Source organism: Jannaschia sp. L-14R, assembly GCF_056857695.1.
The window spans coordinates 827,689-842,476 of record NZ_JBSXNP010000011.1 but is presented as its reverse complement, the minus strand read 5'-3'; the positions used below and the strand labels follow the sequence as shown (position 1 = coordinate 842,476).

The 14,788-nt window shown below is 63.0% G+C and carries 13 protein-coding genes; 3 read left to right on the top strand and 10 right to left on the bottom strand.

Annotated features, from left to right (window positions below):
• Window positions 1-20 precede the first annotated feature (20 nt).
• Both AC13C2_RS16895 and AC13C2_RS16890 read right to left on the bottom strand, forming a co-directional pair.
• On the bottom strand, window positions 21-689 hold the full coding sequence (locus AC13C2_RS16895) for a DsbA family protein (RefSeq protein WP_482887532.1): 669 nt from the start codon (window positions 687-689) through the stop codon (window positions 21-23).
• A gap of 34 nt (window positions 690-723) precedes the next feature.
• Window positions 724-1,218, bottom strand: a complete 495-nt coding sequence (locus tag AC13C2_RS16890) for a DUF721 domain-containing protein (protein ID WP_482887531.1) — start codon at window positions 1,216-1,218, stop codon at window positions 724-726.
• A gap of 73 nt (window positions 1,219-1,291) precedes the next feature.
• Here AC13C2_RS16890 and AC13C2_RS16885 point away from each other — a divergent pair, with 73 nt between their 5' ends.
• Complete coding sequence (locus AC13C2_RS16885; RefSeq protein WP_482887530.1) at window positions 1,292-2,299, top strand: A/G-specific adenine glycosylase; 1,008 nt, start codon at window positions 1,292-1,294, stop codon at window positions 2,297-2,299.
• A gap of 90 nt (window positions 2,300-2,389) precedes the next feature.
• Window positions 2,390-3,535, top strand: a complete 1,146-nt coding sequence (locus tag AC13C2_RS16880; protein ID WP_482887529.1) for an alkane 1-monooxygenase — start codon at window positions 2,390-2,392, stop codon at window positions 3,533-3,535.
• Here AC13C2_RS16880 and AC13C2_RS16875 read toward each other — a convergent pair.
• The 6 genes from AC13C2_RS16875 to AC13C2_RS16850 are packed head-to-tail and all read right to left on the bottom strand — an operon-like array spanning window position 3,532 to window position 9,327.
• Complete coding sequence (locus AC13C2_RS16875) at window positions 3,532-4,128, bottom strand: DedA family protein (RefSeq protein WP_092759159.1); 597 nt, start codon at window positions 4,126-4,128, stop codon at window positions 3,532-3,534. The genes AC13C2_RS16880 and AC13C2_RS16875 overlap by 4 nt on opposite strands.
• Window positions 4,129-4,173: 45 nt before the next feature.
• Window positions 4,174-5,010, bottom strand: a complete 837-nt coding sequence (gene kdsA, locus AC13C2_RS16870; protein ID WP_482887528.1) for a 3-deoxy-8-phosphooctulonate synthase — start codon at window positions 5,008-5,010, stop codon at window positions 4,174-4,176.
• Between the two features lie 3 nt (window positions 5,011-5,013).
• Window positions 5,014-5,796, bottom strand: coding sequence for a 3-deoxy-manno-octulosonate cytidylyltransferase (locus tag AC13C2_RS16865; protein WP_482887527.1), 783 nt, complete (start codon window positions 5,794-5,796; stop codon window positions 5,014-5,016).
• Window positions 5,793-6,734 (bottom strand): KpsF/GutQ family sugar-phosphate isomerase, encoded by a 942-nt coding sequence (locus tag AC13C2_RS16860; protein ID WP_092759165.1) that lies wholly within the window; start codon window positions 6,732-6,734, stop codon window positions 5,793-5,795. Before AC13C2_RS16860 ends, AC13C2_RS16865 begins: the two co-directional genes overlap by 4 nt.
• A 36-nt stretch (window positions 6,735-6,770) precedes the next feature.
• Window positions 6,771-8,012, bottom strand: coding sequence for a glycosyltransferase family 4 protein (locus AC13C2_RS16855; protein ID WP_482887526.1), 1,242 nt, complete (start codon window positions 8,010-8,012; stop codon window positions 6,771-6,773).
• Window positions 8,013-8,022: 10 nt separating this feature from the next.
• Entirely contained in the window at window positions 8,023-9,327 is a 1,305-nt protein-coding gene (locus AC13C2_RS16850; RefSeq protein ID WP_482887525.1) for a UDP-glucose dehydrogenase family protein, read from the bottom strand.
• A 166-nt stretch (window positions 9,328-9,493) separates the two neighbouring features.
• Here AC13C2_RS16850 and AC13C2_RS16845 point away from each other — a divergent pair, with 166 nt between their 5' ends.
• Complete coding sequence (locus tag AC13C2_RS16845) at window positions 9,494-10,705, top strand: glycosyltransferase family 4 protein (RefSeq protein ID WP_482887524.1); 1,212 nt, start codon at window positions 9,494-9,496, stop codon at window positions 10,703-10,705.
• On the opposite strand, the gene xrtD is transcribed toward AC13C2_RS16845, so the two are convergent.
• Both xrtD and AC13C2_RS16835 read right to left on the bottom strand, forming a co-directional pair.
• Window positions 10,702-12,264, bottom strand: coding sequence for a VPLPA-CTERM-specific exosortase XrtD (gene xrtD / locus AC13C2_RS16840; RefSeq protein WP_482887523.1), 1,563 nt, complete (start codon window positions 12,262-12,264; stop codon window positions 10,702-10,704). The two genes, AC13C2_RS16845 and xrtD, sit on opposite strands and share 4 nt — an antisense overlap.
• Window positions 12,265-12,268: 4 nt before the next feature.
• Window positions 12,269-14,698, bottom strand: coding sequence for a tetratricopeptide repeat protein (locus AC13C2_RS16835; RefSeq protein ID WP_482887522.1), 2,430 nt, complete (start codon window positions 14,696-14,698; stop codon window positions 12,269-12,271).
• Window positions 14,699-14,788: the final 90 nt, after the last annotated feature.

Genomic DNA, 14,788 nt, shown 5'->3' with positions numbered 1-14,788 from the left:
GGCGTCACAAAGATCGGAGTTTAGCTGGCAGCGGCGTCGATCAAAGTACCGATCTGCGTCAGACTCATGTTGCCTGCGGACAATTCCCCATTGATCAGGAATGACGGCGTAGACCGGATATTGTCGGCGTCTGCGTTTGCCTCATACCAGGACACAAGGCTCTGGGCCAGATCGGCATTGTTCAGGCAGGCGTCCACCTCCTCCTGCGACAGACCGGCCTGCACGCCAATGCGTTTCAGACTGTCTGCGACGGCGGCGGCATCACCCTGACGCGCCCATTCGCGCTGTGTCCGGTAAAGGATGTCGGCCACGCTCATGTAGCGATCTGGTCCCGCACACCGCGCGACCATCGCCGCCCAGAGGCCATAGCGGTCGAAAAACACTTCGCGGTAGGTGAAGTGCACCTTGCCGGTATCAATGTAATCGCGCTTGAAATCCTTGTAGGTATCGTTGTGGAAATTGGCGCAGTGCGGGCAGGTGAAGCTGGCGTATTCAATGACTTTCACCGGCGCATTTTCGTCACCGAGAGTGATGTCCTCGATCTGGACCGCCGTGCCCTGCGCATTGGCCGCACCAATTCCCACAAGTCCCGAAAGGGCGGTCTGCCCGCCCCGCAACAGATTGAAGACACTGCCTCCGGCCACAAGGCCCATGCCGGTCAACGCCAGAATGTTGCGCCGTGTGATCATGTCCGTCTCCTCGTGCGGGCCTGCGATGGCGCAGTCAAAGCCCTTGTTTCGATATGATATTGGCCGCCAGTTGTTCAAGGGACCGGCGCAATCCTTCGTCGCCCACGCCCTGCGCCTGTTCGCGCGCAAGGGTTCGGGCCTGTTCGCTGGGTAGAACGCGCGGTTTGGGCTTTGGCGCGAATTCCGCCTGCCCCTCGGCAAAGCCGGTGGGCGCGGTCTGAGTGATGTCGATGCGGCTGATGGCGCGGTAGCCGTAACAGGCATTCACCCGTTCGATGATCTGCGGCAGACGCATCTGAAGCATCGGAGCCTGCGCCCCGGTCGTCAGCAGGGTCAACACCGCGCCGAAACCGCCCCGTGGAAAGCCCACTTTGACGGGTCGGCAGATCGTGGCCGTATCGGCCCCGGCGATTTCCGCCCAATGCGTCAGCAGGCGCGTTTCCGAAAACCCGCGCTTTTCGCCCATGCGCTTGATGTCGCGCTCGACCAGTGTCGAGACACGGCGCGCGGATTTGCGAAAGCGGGTCATGGCTGCGGGGTTCCTCCTGTGGTCGCGGCATCCTACATCAGCGGCAGGATCAGGAACAGGAACAACCTCTACGATGTATGATCGACGGACGGACGCCTTGCGCGATTGGTATGCGACGCAGGCACGCGACCTGCCTTGGCGTGTGCCTCCGGGGTCGGACACCGTTCCGGACCCCTATCGCATCTGGCTGTCCGAGGTCATGCTGCAACAGACCACCGTAGCTGCCGTGAAGGCGTATTTCGCCCGCTTCACGACGCTTTGGCCCACGGTGCGCGACCTTGCCGCAGCCGAGGATACCGATGTGATGGCGGCCTGGGCCGGTCTTGGATACTATGCGCGTGCCAGGAACCTGTTGAAATGCGCGCGGGCCGTGGTGGCGGACCATGACGGGCAGTTCCCGGAATCCGAGACCGACCTGCTGACCCTGCCCGGCATCGGGCCTTATACGGCGGCGGCGATTGCGAGCATTGCCTTTCAGACCCGTGCCGTTGTCGTCGACGGCAATGTGGAACGGGTAATGGCCCGGCTGGGTGCCATCGAGACGCCCTTGCCCGCGGCCAAACCCCAGATCCGGGTGTTGGCCGATCTACTGACGCCTGACGAACGCCCCGGCGACCATGCCCAGGCGGTGATGGACCTGGGTGCAACGATCTGCACACCGAAATCGCCCGCTTGCTTTCTGTGCCCGCTGCGCGACGATTGTGCGGCGCGCAAGCTGGACATCGCCGAGTGCCTGCCGCGCAAGATGCCCAAGGCCGCGAAACCCGAGCGGCGCGGCTATGTCTATCTGGCGCGGCGCGGCAAGACCTGGCTGGTGGAGACGCGCGCGCCCAAGGGCCTCTTGGGTGGAATGCTGGCATTTCCGACCTCGGACTGGTCCGACAGGCCGATCCCCGCCGCGCCGTTCGACGCCCATTGGCAGGAACGCGGTGAGGTGCGGCACACGTTCACGCATTTCCACCTGACGCTGAAAGTGCTGACCACGATGGCCCCCGGCAACCCGGACCGGGGCAGGTTCGAAGCGCTGGACCCCGACGCCCTACCGACGCTGTTCGCCAAGGCGCACAAACTGGTGACGTAGCGTTTCCCTTCTCACGCTTGAGCCAAAGCGCCCGGAAGCGTAAATTTGCAGGAATTCAGGGGCTACCACAGCCCGGAGCTGTCGCGACCGATGACCATTACGACAATCCCCCCGGCGCGAATGGCGCGCCCCTTGGCGGCACTGCCTTTCTGGATGTCGCTGACCATGGTGCCGATCATCTGGGTCGGTGCGGTGCAAGGCGGCGTCTGGGTCGTGGCGATGCCGATCTATGCCTGGGTGGTCTATACAATCCTCGACATGATTGCCGGGTTGGAGGAGGGCAATGCCGACCCGGACATGGATCGGTCGCGGCTGGGCTGGTACCGTGCGATTACGCTGATCTGGGCGCCGGTGCAGTTCGTCAAGCTGTTCGGTCTGATCTGGTACGTTACCCGCGCCGATCATTTGTCCGCATTGGAGATGTGGGCGCTGTTCTTCGGGATGGGCGTCGTGTCGGGCACGATCGGCATAAACTACAGCCACGAATTGATGCACCAGAGACCCAGGCTGGACCGCTGGCTAGGCGATATCCTGTTGGCGATGGTTCTGTATTCCCACTTCCGCTCCGAACACCTGCTGGTCCATCATCGCTATGTCGCCACGCCGCGCGACCCGGTCACGGCGCGATATAACGAAGGCTTTCACCGCTTCTTTCCCCGTGTGCTGCGTCAATCGCTTGTGTCCGCCTGGAAAGCCGAGGCGGCGATGCTGGCACGCAAGTCGCTTCCGGCATGGGATCTGTCGAACCCGTTCTGGCGCTACGCTGCGTTGCAGGGCGGGATGCTTCTGCTGGCCATTCTGCTGGGCGGTTGGGTCGGGATTGTTCTGTTCCTCGTGCAGGCGGCAACGGCGATCTGGCAGTTGGAGCTGGTGAATTACATCGAGCACTATGGCCTGACCCGGCGCCATCTTGGCGGCGGCAAATACGAGCCTGTGCGCCCGCACCACAGCTGGAATTCTGCACAGAAGGCATCGAACTGGCTGCTGATCAATCTGCAGCGCCATTCCGACCACCATTATAAACCGGATCGACCGTTTCCCCTGTTGCAGACCTATTCGGAAGACGAGGCCCCGCAATTGCCTGCCGGTTATCCGGTGATGACAGCGGCAGCGATGATACCGCCGCTCTGGCGTCGGATGATGAACCCCAGGGTCCGGGCGTGGCGACGGCAGTACTATCCCGATATCGAAGACTGGTCGGCCTACAAAGCGGCGACGAACCCGCTGCCGCGCTAGGTGCCCGACTGTCGGATGAATCGCCACAGATAGATGCCAACCGCCCCTATCAGGACGGCGGTTCCGACCGGATCAATCCAACCCGATACCTTTTCGTATTGCGATTGCAGCACGTATCCCAGCGCAGCCAGACCGCCGATCCAGACAAGGCTGCCCAGCGTCGTATAAACCAGAAACCGACCCAGAGGCATCCGCGCGACCCCTGCGGGCACAGAAATCAGGGTGCGGACACCCGGCAGGAAGCGTCCGATCAGGACGGCCAGTCCTCCGTGACGCTGGAACCACAGGGTGGCGGCATCCACGTCACTGGCCGACATCGTGAGCCAGCGACCGTGACGTTCGGCAAAGTTGCGCAAACGGACCGGACCGATCCTGAACCCGACCCAATACCAGAATGTCGCGCCCAGAACCGATCCGAACGTGCCAACCAGGATAACGATCGGCAGCATGAATTGCCCCCGCGCGGCCAGAAATCCGGCCAGCGGCATGACAACTTCGGACGGAATCGGGGGAAATACGTTCTCGATAAACATCAAAAACGCGACGCCAAGGTATCCGCCCTGCGACATGGCGGCGGCGATCCATTCAAACATTAGCAAGGTCCCTCAACGTTCGACCCCAACGCGGCAAGACGCGTTTCAGTTGCCCTTGCGCAGATTGTCGAAGGACCGGAGTTCGCCGATCAAGGCATCCATCTGGTCCACCGGGATCATGTTCGGTCCGTCTGAAGGAGCACTGTCCGGGTCCTGATGGGTTTCGATGAACAACGCCGAGATCCCCACTGCGCAAGCCGCCCGCGCCAACACCGGCGCGAATTCACGCTGCCCGCCCGACGTCGTGCCCTGTCCGCCGGGTTGCTGCACCGAATGCGTCGCGTCGAAGACGACCGGGTATCCCGTGCGCTCCATCACCGGCAGGCCACGGAAATCGCTGATCAGCGTATTATAGCCGAAGCTGGTGCCACGGTCACAGAGCATGATCTTTTCATTGCCGGTCGAGGCGACCTTGGCCGCGACGTTCTCCATATCCCACGGGGCAAGAAACTGACCCTTCTTGATATTGATGGCACGGCCGGTTTCGCCCGCCGCCAGCAGAAGATCGGTCTGCCGCGACAGAAACGCAGGGATTTGAAGCACGTCGCAGACCTGCGCAGCGGGGGCGCAATGGTCGGGAAGATGCACGTCGGTCAGAACGGGGCAGCCGAACTCGGCCTTTATCTGGTCGAGGATGCGCAAGCCCTCCTCCATCCCCAGACCGCGCTGCGTTCCGATCGAGGATCGGTTGGCCTTGTCATAGCTGGCCTTGAAGATGAACCGCGTGCCCGTCGGTGCGCAGGCGGCAGCGATCCGTTCGGCCATCATGCGGGCGTGGTCAAGCGACTCCAACTGGCAGGGGCCGGTGATCAGGGCAAAGGGATGCGACCCACCGACCGGAATGCCGGAGACGTCGATGACCTTCGAGGCGATGGGATCCATGGCTCAGGCTCCTGCAAGGACGGATTCGATACGCGCGATGTCTTCGGGGTTGTTCAATTCCCAGAACAGGCGACCCCTGGCGTCGACTTCGACGCAGGCGACGGTCGCGCCGTTTTCCAGGAACCGCAACTGTTCCAGCCCTTCGCGAGCTTCCAACGGACCCTCGGGCCACGACATATAGGCGCGCAGGGCGTCGGGGCGATAGGCATAGACGCCGACGTGGTGGAACACCGGCACCGGATCGGGGATCTTGCCGGGCGCGATATAGGGAATGACTTCCTTGCTGAAATACAGCCCATGCAGATTGGTGTCGAACACCGCCGTTGTGCCGCCGACGCGACCGGCTTTGCGGTCCTCTATGAACATATCGTAGGTCTGCCGGTCACAACGCAGGACCGGAGTGGCGACCTGCGCCGTTGTATCGTCTTTCATTCGGTCGATCAGCGCTTCGACGAACCAGGGCGGCGTCAGCGGCGCATCGCCTTGCAGGTTAACGATCAGGTCGGCGTCAACCTGCGCCAACGCCTCGGCACAGCGTTCGGTGCCGTTGGTGGCCTCGGACGACGTCATCAGAACGGACGCGCCGAAACCTTCCGCCGCGTTGCGGATGCGGTCATCGTCGGTCACGACATGAACGGCATCGATACCGCCAACCTGCAATGCCGCTTCCCAGGTCATCTGGATCAGGGACTTTACCGTTCCGTCCTTCTGGCGAAGTTCGGCCAGCGGTTTGCCCGGATACCGGGTCGAGGCATAACGCGCCGGGATCATCAGAACGGTCTTCATGCGACACCTGCCCGCAAAAGATCATGGATATGGAGGATGCCGACCGGCACATCACCGTCACAGACAATCAGGACGCTGATCTTTCGTTCATTCAGGATCGCAAGCGCCTTGGCAGCCAGCATGTCAGGCGGCACCGTCAGCGGGTCGCGCGTGGCAACATCGCCAGCCGTCCGGTCCATCAGGTTCGCCATGTTGCGCCGCAAGTCGCCGTCAGTGATGATACCGCGCAACACGCCATCGGCGACGACAGCCCCGATGCCGAATCCGCCCGCCGTCATTGTCAGCAGCGCGTCCGGCATCGGCGTATCGGGGGACACGGTCGGCACCTTGGTATGCATCAGCTTTTCGACCCGCGCCATCTGTGCACCCAGTTTGCCGCCGGGATGGAAAACGCCAAAATCCTCGGGGCGGAATTTGCGACGCCGCAACAGAGCCACGGCGAGCGCATCGCCCAGAGCCAGCGTCAGCGTTGTCGATGTTGTCGGGACCATGCCGATGCCGCAGGCTTCGGGCAGGGCCGGAATGGTCAGATGATGGTCGGCGGCGCGCATCAGGGTAGACAAAGGCCTGGACGAGAGCCCGATCAGCGGCACGCCGAAGCGGCGCGTGTGTTCAATGATGTCCCGCAGCTCAACCGCCTCGCCGGAATTCGAGAGCATGAGAACAGCGTCGTCGCCGCTGATCATACCCATATCGCCGTGACTGGCCTCGGCCGGATGCACGAACAGCGCGGGCGTGCCGGTGGATGCCAGCGTGGCCGCGATCTTGCGGGCGATGTGGCCGGATTTTCCAATGCCCGTAACAATGACCCGACCCGGCAGTGTCGCGATAAGGTCGACCACGGCATCGAAATCGGGGGGAAGGTTATCGGCCAACACGGATAATGCCGCGGCCTCGGTTTGCAAGACCTCTCGGCCGGTATCAGTCGCATCGCTCATGCGCTTGCAGATAGGCCGGGGGCGGCGGTCACGCAACTAGAGTTGCAGGTGTCGGTCCGGGTGCACCATCGCGTTGATACGGGCGACATGCTCGGGCAGGCACTTGGTCAGGAAATCATACTCCGCCACCACGTGTTCGCGCGCTGCCGGACCCAGATGGGCGAAACGGTCCGGATCGCCCAACACTTCGCTCACCTGTGCGGCCAGCGCGTCGGGCGACAGGAAGTCGACCAGCAGCCCCGTCTGGCCATGTGTGATCGCCTCGCGCACCGGGGCCACGTCGGACGCTACGACAGTTGCCTGCATCGCCATCGATTCCAGCAAAGACCACGACAGCACGAAAGGCATCGTCAGATAGATGTGGCACCGGCTGATCTGCACGACGCGCTGAAAGTCGGCATAGGGCACCTGCCCCAGAAAATGCACGCGGGACCAGTCGACCAGATGGCCCACCTCGCGCTCCAGTTCCGCCCGGAACCCCCCCTCGGCCTGACTGGCCTTTCCGTAACTGGTGCCCGATCCGCCGACGATCAGGGCACGGGCCTTCGGGCGGGCCTTCTGAATTGCGGGCAGCGCGCGCATGAAGGTGTGGAAGCCGCGCGTGCGCTCCATATTGCGGGCCAGATAGGTAAATACCTCGTCGTCGCGGGTAATACGCCCCGCGCGGCCAAGGTTCAGCGTGACATCCGCGTCGGGCAACAGGCGGTCGGTGCGGATGCCATCGTGGCAGACGTAAAGCTTGTCGTGGAACGATTGCGGAAACGTATCGCGTTGCCACCGGGTCGGTGCCAGCCCCTGATCAACGGCGTGGATATTACTGTTGGGAACGGCGTTCCGTGCCTGCAGCAGATAGGACGAAGCCGCGCCGGGCGGATCATCGGGGTCAAAGCCGACGGGACCGCCATCGGACAGGTAGTAATACTCGAAAAACCCCAGGATCGGCACATCCGGAAGGACGTGTTTCAGGAACAGCAACTCGCCCCATCCGGTGTGTCCAAGGATGATATCGGGCACGAAACCCTCGTCCCGCAGAACGGCGGTCGCCTGCGCGGCGGCGTATCCATAGCCCACCGCCTCCTCCCATGTCTTGGACAGACCATAGGCGTTCTTGGCCGGGGTGTGGTGAGGTTTGTAGACCACCTTTCGCACGCCCGGCATGTCGGGAAGGTTTCGGCGTTGCGTCAGGAATACCAGTTCGTGCGTGCCTTGTGCGACCAGCCAATCCAGCATTTCACGGTATTGGCCCGGCATGTTCTGGTGGACGAACAGGATCTTCATCGCGACCGCCTCAGCGTCCCACGGCGTCGTAAGCCTCGAACCCGGCAGCCAGCGCGTCGGCACGGTTATACACGTTCCGCAGATCCGCCAGACGCGGGACAGCCATCGCCGCAGACAGGCGCGACAGGTCGAGCGCGCGGAACTCGTTCCATTCGGTCAGGATTACGATCAGATCGGCACCATCGGCGGCGGTATAGGGATCGGTGATCCAGGCCACGCCGGGCAGCAACGCCTCGCCCTCGCGGAACCCTTCGGGATCGACGACCCGAACTCGCGCCCCGCTGCCGACCAGCGTGGGCACGATCGTCAGGCTGGGGGCCGCGCGCATGTCGTCGGTGTTCGGCTTGAACGTTACGCCCAGAACGACAACGGTCTTGCCGTTGAAACTGCCGTCGCACAGGTCGCGGAGTTTTTCGAGCATTCGGGTCTTGACCCCTTCGTTGACGCGTATCACCGCTTCTGTGATCTGCATCGGGACGGCATGTTCCTGTCCGATCCGGGCCAAAGCGGCAGTGTCCTTGGGAAAACAGGAGCCCCCATAGCCGGGTCCGGCATGCAGGAACTTGTTGCCGATGCGACCGTCCATCCCCATCCCTTTGGACACCTTCTTGACGTCCGCGCCGACCTTTTCACACAGGGCCGCGATTTCGTTGATGAAAGTGATCTTGGTCGCGAGGAAAGCATTGGCCGCGTATTTGATCATCTCTGCGGATTCCAGGTCGGTGACCATGATGGGAAAATCCCGCAGATACAGCGGTCGATATATGTCGGACATGATCTTTTCTGCCCGCTCGGATTCCACGCCCACGACAACGCGGTCGGGGCGCATGAAGTCGTCGATGGCCGCGCCTTCACGCAGGAATTCCGGGTTGGAGGCGACATCGAAGTCGGCGTCGGGTGCTGCTGCACGGACGGCTTCCGCGATCTTGCGGTTGGTGCCGACAGGAACGGTGGATTTGGTGACGATCACGGCATGACCGGTCAGCGCCTGCCCGATTTCGGCGGCGGCGGCCATCACATAGGTCAGATCGGCGTGACCATCGCCCCGGCGGGTCGGTGTGCCCACTGCGATAAATACTGCATCCGCGCCATCGACAGCGGCTTTCAGGTCAGTCGTGAATGACAGCCGCCCGGCGGTGACGTTGCGATTCATCAGATCATCGAGGCCTGGTTCGAAGATGGGAACGGTGCCGCCCTCCAGCATCTCGATCTTCCTGGGGTCCTTGTCGACGCAGATGACGTCGTGGCCGAAGTCGGAAAAGCAGACACCGGACACGAGGCCGACATAGCCCGTGCCGATCATGGCGATACGCATGTGAAATCCTTCGAATTGTCTTCTGCCCAAACCGGCTTGTCGCGATCCATCATGGCAAGGTTGTGGCGGCAGGGCCATCCGGCAGCGCGAAATCCCCTGTCGATCTTGCAATTATTGCCCGCCCCCTGTCCCTTGTCCGTCACTCCGACCCGCCAAGAGGTCCCGCATGAGCAGTCGCCCCTACCCCGATAGCGCCATCCGGCGCGTTCTGATCGTGGTCGAAAACCTTCCCGTTCCTCTGGACCGTCGCGTCTGGCTGGAGGCGACGTCGCTGACGGCGGCAGGATACGAGGTGTCGGTGATCTGTCCCATGGGGCGCGGCTGGAACAAGACCTATGAATTGATCGACGGCATTCACATCCACCGCCACCCTGCCCCGCCCGAAGCGCATTCCGGCGCAATCGCCTATGCCCGCGAATATGCCCATGCGATCCGGCACTGGTTTCGGTTGGCGCGTGTCATCCGGCAGGAGCGCGGGTTCGACGTGATCCATGGCTGTAATCCACCCGATCTCGTTTTCCTGCTGGCGCTGCGTTACCGCTTGGCCGGGGTGCGATACCTGTTCGACCACCATGACGTCTGTCCCGAATTGTTCGAAGCGAAGTTCGGCAAGCGCGGCCTGCTCTACGGGGTGATGCGCCTGTGGGAACGGATGACATTCGCCTGTGCCCATGTCAGCATCGCCACCAATGAAAGCTTCGCCCGCATCGCACGTGATCGCGGTGGCATGGCCCCCGAAGACGTGTTCGTCGTCCGCTCTGCCCCGCGCATCGAGAAATTTCTGCCCGGAGCGGGCGACCCGGAATATCGCAAGTCAGGCACGATGCTGGGCTGGATCGGCATCATCGGTCAGCAGGAGGGGCTGGAGCTTCTGGTCGAGGCCGTTCGCCATCTGCGCGACATGGGCAAGATCGACGTTCATGTCCTGATCATCGGTTTCGGCCCGCACCAGCCGGTGATCGAGGCAGAGGTCGCACGGGCCGGGCTGACGGACCATTTCACTTTCACCGGCGCGCTTTATGGTGAGGCGATGCTGGGCGCACTGAATGTTATCGACATCGGTGTGGCGCCTGATCCGAAGAACGCGATGAATGATATCAGCACCATGAACAAGGTCATGGAATACATGACGCTGGAAAAGCCCGTGGTGCAGTTCGACCTGACAGAAGGACGGGCGTCCGCCGGGGATGCGTCGCTGTATGCGCGGGCCAATGACCCCCGCGATCTTGCCGACCGGATCGCATGGCTGATGGACAACCCCGATGACGCGCGCGTCATGGGACGGCGAGGGCGTGAAAGAGTGCTGGACAGACTGAGCTGGGACCACTCGGTGCCGCAGCTTCTGGCGGCCTATGAGCGGGTGTTCTCCAAGGATTAGTCCGGCACCAATGGTGCCAGCTTCGGCAGAGCCGCTCGCGCGATTTTCTGGAGTCGCGCCTCGGCCACGTCATCGGCTTCATCTGGACCGATAGGGGTTGTGAACCGCACTATCATCCCGTCGCTGCGCCCCGTCACCAGCCCGTCCCGCACAGCCGAAAACTTGGCCTGCCAATCGCTGGTCATGCGTTTGCCGCGTTGTTCGAACCAATAGATCACCATCTGCCGGTCCAGACCCTTCTGGATGATGGCCCGGTTCACGCCGAAGTTCGCGCCCCCCGCCGTCAGGGTCGAACGATCCAGTGAGGCGATCTCCCACCCGGCGCCGGGCAGGCAAACCTCGGGCGAATGGATGCCGGTGCCATCGGCCTGCCGCGCGTACCACGCGACGAACAACCCGACGCCTGACGTCTCGCCCGGTGCCACGTAATCGGCGACCAGATAGTCGCTTGCCCCCAGCACGCGCGCGACATCCGGGGCCAGTATCCCGCGTCGACCGATCCAGTCGTCCAGTTGCATCGGGTAGGCCGACAAACGCGCCCGTGGCTCCGGCCCGGTGTCGTTTATCGTCAGGTGCAGCGCCGTGATGCCCAGCGTCAGAACCGTCAACATCACAAGAACGCGCGTGCCGCCGATGCTACCCAGCCGCGCGGCCTGTCCGACAAGGCCAGATGTGTCCAGATCCAGCATCGGGCCGCCGACGGGTCGACGTCGTGCCAGAAACGCCGCAACGATCAGAAGAATTGCGATGCACAGCGCAAAGACCACCCAGCCCTGAAAGATATGCAGAAACCCTTGCGCCTGGGCGATGCCATAGCGGTCGACCAGAATGCCGATGATTCCGACGCGGACAGCGTTCAGGATGATCGCCAGCGGCGCGGCCATTGCGAACAGGATCACGCGATGCGCCATCGGCCCGCGGTACAGGATCGCCGTCAGATAGGAGAAACTGAGGATCGGGAACAGGTATCGCAGGCCCGAGCAGGCCTCGGCCACCTGAAGCTGCCAGACGCCCAGATCGATGATCTGTCCGTCCAGGAAAACCGGGATGCCCGCCGCATCCACCAGTGCCACACCGATCTGCGCCGACAGGCCCTGCAACGCGGTCGAGACCTTCCAGTACAGGACCTGCGGCAGGGGCAGCATGAAGATCAGGTGAAAGACCGAGGCCCAATGCCTGCGCCCGCGCGCCCATCCCATCGCAATCAGGACGACGGCCATGACCCATAGGATCATCCCGTATGTCACCAGATCGGGGATCGAGGTGCGCGCGCCTGCCAGGGCAAGGGCCAGCGCCGCAGCACCCAGCAACAGGCCGGGCCAGCGGAGGGGTGCGCGGTCGACGCCAGTTGGGTGGTCGCGCATTTCGCGCAGGAACAGAAACAGCGAAATCAGCGGTATCAGGGGTCCGTGGCTGTATTCGGGCGTGGACCAGGCCTGTCCCAGGGACACGAACCCGGACCAGAACAGAGGTATCACCGCCAGCGTCGCGCCCAGCAGGACGAAGGGTGCAAGCGCAAGGCGTTGCCGCATCATGGCAAGGGGGTCGGCGAACGTCATCGCGTTATCCTCCCAGCGCCTGGAGCTTGGCTTGCGCGGCCCGTGCAACGGGATGATCTTCTGCCGCAAGTGTCAGAACCGTTTCGAACGACGAGCGTGCCTCGTCCGTTTCACCCAAAGTCACAAGCACCTGCCCCAGCCGCAGTTGCACCTGCGGGTCTTGCGGCAGACCCCGTGCGGCGCGGCGCATCAATGGCAAAGCACCGGTTGCATCGCCACGCTGGAACGCGATCCAGCCAATGGTGTCGGAAACGGCGGGATCGGCATTGCCCTGCAACGGCGCGACGATACGGGCCGCCCGTTCAAGTTGCGCCGGGTCCGCACCTTCGGCGGACAGCAGAGTGGCAAGGTTGTTGGCAACGACCGGGTCCGACGCGTTTTCGGCGTACAGGGTTTCCAGAAGTGCGATCGCCCCTGCAGTTTCGCCGATTACATCCAGCCGGTTCGATTCGATCAGGCGGAGCGGGCGCGAGGCAGGATATGCGGCGAGCGCGTTTGCCAGCAGGGCGTCCGCATCGTCGCGGCGTCCCTGACCGGCAAGTAGCGAGAAGAGACGCAGGGCCGGGGTATCGCCTGCCGCAGGCTCATCCAGCAGCGCGCGATATATATCCTCCGCGCCGATGGGGTCGCCTTCGGCCGCATATAGGTCACCATCCAGAAGGCGCAGCGCCACGTCGCCCGGACGCCGCGCCGTCGCGCGATCCATCTGCGCCCGTGCGACATCCAGATCGCCACGCGCGACAAGCCCCGAAATCAGGCGCGTGAAGGCCACCTGACGCCCCGGATCGGCGCTCAGCATACCGTCGACAACGGTCCCGGCCTCCCGACCCTGGCTCAGCAGGAGCGCCGCTTCGATGGTGGCGCGGGCAGATATGGCTTCGGGATCATCAATGCGGCGCAGGCTGGACAGAAGATTCGTCACTCCGGCCCAATCAGATTGGGCCATCCGAAGATCGGCCAGCAGGACGGCGATTCCTATGTCGCCAGGAGCCGCGGAATGCGCGACGTCCAATACCCGTGTTGCAACGAATTCACGTCCCTCAGTCACCAATGCGCGGGCGTAGCGTTCAGATTCGCGCGCCGCGTTGCCCGAGACTTCGGCGGCAGCGGCCAGTTGTTCCAGTGCCAGACCCCGCGTGCCGTCCTGCGCATGGGCTGCGGCCAGTAGCGTCATCAGTTCGGTGTCCCGCGGGCGCTGTGCCAAGGCGTTTCGCAAGTCCACGATCGCGTCCTTCGGACGTTCCTCGTCGATGGCCCATGTCGCACGCAGTTTCAGCGCCTCGATCTCGCCGGGGTCCATCTCCAGCGCGGCATTGACCAGGATACGTGCCGCCGGCCTGTCGCCCAGCCGGTCATGCATGCGTGCCAGCAGCACCTGAACAATGCGCGCTTCGGGTGCGTTGCCCAGATCGTCCAGCATCCGGCGCAGTCCTTCAATTGCGCCATCCCGGTCGCCCATGTCGAAGCGGATCGAACGGTCCATGGCGGCATAGATCACCGCTGCCGGAGAATCGTCCGCTTCGTCGATCAATCGTGACAGTTCGATCAACGCAGCGTCGGAGCCGCGCGTCGATTTCAGGAATCGGACCAGCATCGTCCGCATCGACACGTCGCTGATCGGCGAGCCGTCCGCCAGCGCGCGCAACACGGCTTCCGCGTCGTCGACCCGGCCCCTGGACATATAGCGGGCCACTAGAAGCCCGGCGATCCGGGGATCGTCTGGATAGAGCCGGGCCAGATCCAGTAGCCGGTCCTGTGCCACATCCATCTGGTCGGCGTCGGCAAGCAGGGAAATTCGCAGCAACTGCAACTCGGGCAAACGAGGGTCGGCGGCAAGGGCTGCATCCAGAACAGGTAGCGCCGCAGTCGGGTCGTCGCTTGTGGCTATGTTCTCTATCGCGATGCGCAACAGGACCGGCTGCGCGGGCCGCTGCTCGAGCAAGGCCTGCGCTGAGGCCGATATTTCGTTCTGCCGGGGACGATTGCCTTCACGCCGGGCATTTCGATATCGGACCGCCAGGCGCAGAGCCTGCGTCTCAAGTGCTTCGGCATCAATCTGATCGGCTGCTTCCGCCTGCCGTTCCAACGCGTCCCAGTCGGCGCGCATCAAAGCGATCTCGCCCAGCTTGCTGCGGAATTCCAATGTGTCGGGGAATCGCTCTGACAGCAGGGTGAACTCCTGCTCGGCCTCGCGGATGGTTCCCTGCGCAAGAAAGGCCTGTGCGATGGCCGCACGGGTTTCCGCATCGTCAGAATCTATTTTCAACGCGTTCCGATACTGGATGATCGCGCGCGCCTGGTCGCCGTTGGCGGCGTATTCCAGCCCGCTGCTGCGATATTCTGACAACCTATCCGCATCGGACTTGCAGCCCGATACCAAAACCGCCACAGCCAATGCCGCAGCGCAAACCCTGAAGGGACGCCTGATATTCATTTTATGTGAACCCGTTCTGCTCGGTTCTTATTATGCGACCAGGATGACCGATGACGCGGTCTGCAGCAAACTGTGAGGTCGCGAGGGTGT

Coding starts and splice junctions, on each gene's coding strand:
- kdsA (WP_482887528.1), bottom strand. CDS start 5,010: ATGGATCCCATCGCCTCGAAGGTCATCGACGTCTCCGGCATTCCGGTC.
- AC13C2_RS16860 (WP_092759165.1), bottom strand. CDS start 6,734: ATGAGCGATGCGACTGATACCGGCCGAGAGGTCTTGCAAACCGAGGCC.
- AC13C2_RS16835 (WP_482887522.1), bottom strand. CDS start 14,698: ATGAATATCAGGCGTCCCTTCAGGGTTTGCGCTGCGGCATTGGCTGTG.
- AC13C2_RS16855 (WP_482887526.1), bottom strand. CDS start 8,012: ATGAAGATCCTGTTCGTCCACCAGAACATGCCGGGCCAATACCGTGAA.
- AC13C2_RS16875 (WP_092759159.1), bottom strand. CDS start 4,128: ATGTTTGAATGGATCGCCGCCGCCATGTCGCAGGGCGGATACCTTGGC.
- AC13C2_RS16890 (WP_482887531.1), bottom strand. CDS start 1,218: ATGACCCGCTTTCGCAAATCCGCGCGCCGTGTCTCGACACTGGTCGAG.
- AC13C2_RS16880 (WP_482887529.1), top strand. CDS start 2,390: ATGACCATTACGACAATCCCCCCGGCGCGAATGGCGCGCCCCTTGGCG.
- xrtD (WP_482887523.1), bottom strand. CDS start 12,264: ATGACGTTCGCCGACCCCCTTGCCATGATGCGGCAACGCCTTGCGCTT.
- AC13C2_RS16850 (WP_482887525.1), bottom strand. CDS start 9,327: ATGCGTATCGCCATGATCGGCACGGGCTATGTCGGCCTCGTGTCCGGT.
- AC13C2_RS16885 (WP_482887530.1), top strand. CDS start 1,292: ATGTATGATCGACGGACGGACGCCTTGCGCGATTGGTATGCGACGCAG.
- AC13C2_RS16845 (WP_482887524.1), top strand. CDS start 9,494: ATGAGCAGTCGCCCCTACCCCGATAGCGCCATCCGGCGCGTTCTGATC.
- AC13C2_RS16865 (WP_482887527.1), bottom strand. CDS start 5,796: ATGAAGACCGTTCTGATGATCCCGGCGCGTTATGCCTCGACCCGGTAT.
- AC13C2_RS16895 (WP_482887532.1), bottom strand. CDS start 689: ATGATCACACGGCGCAACATTCTGGCGTTGACCGGCATGGGCCTTGTG.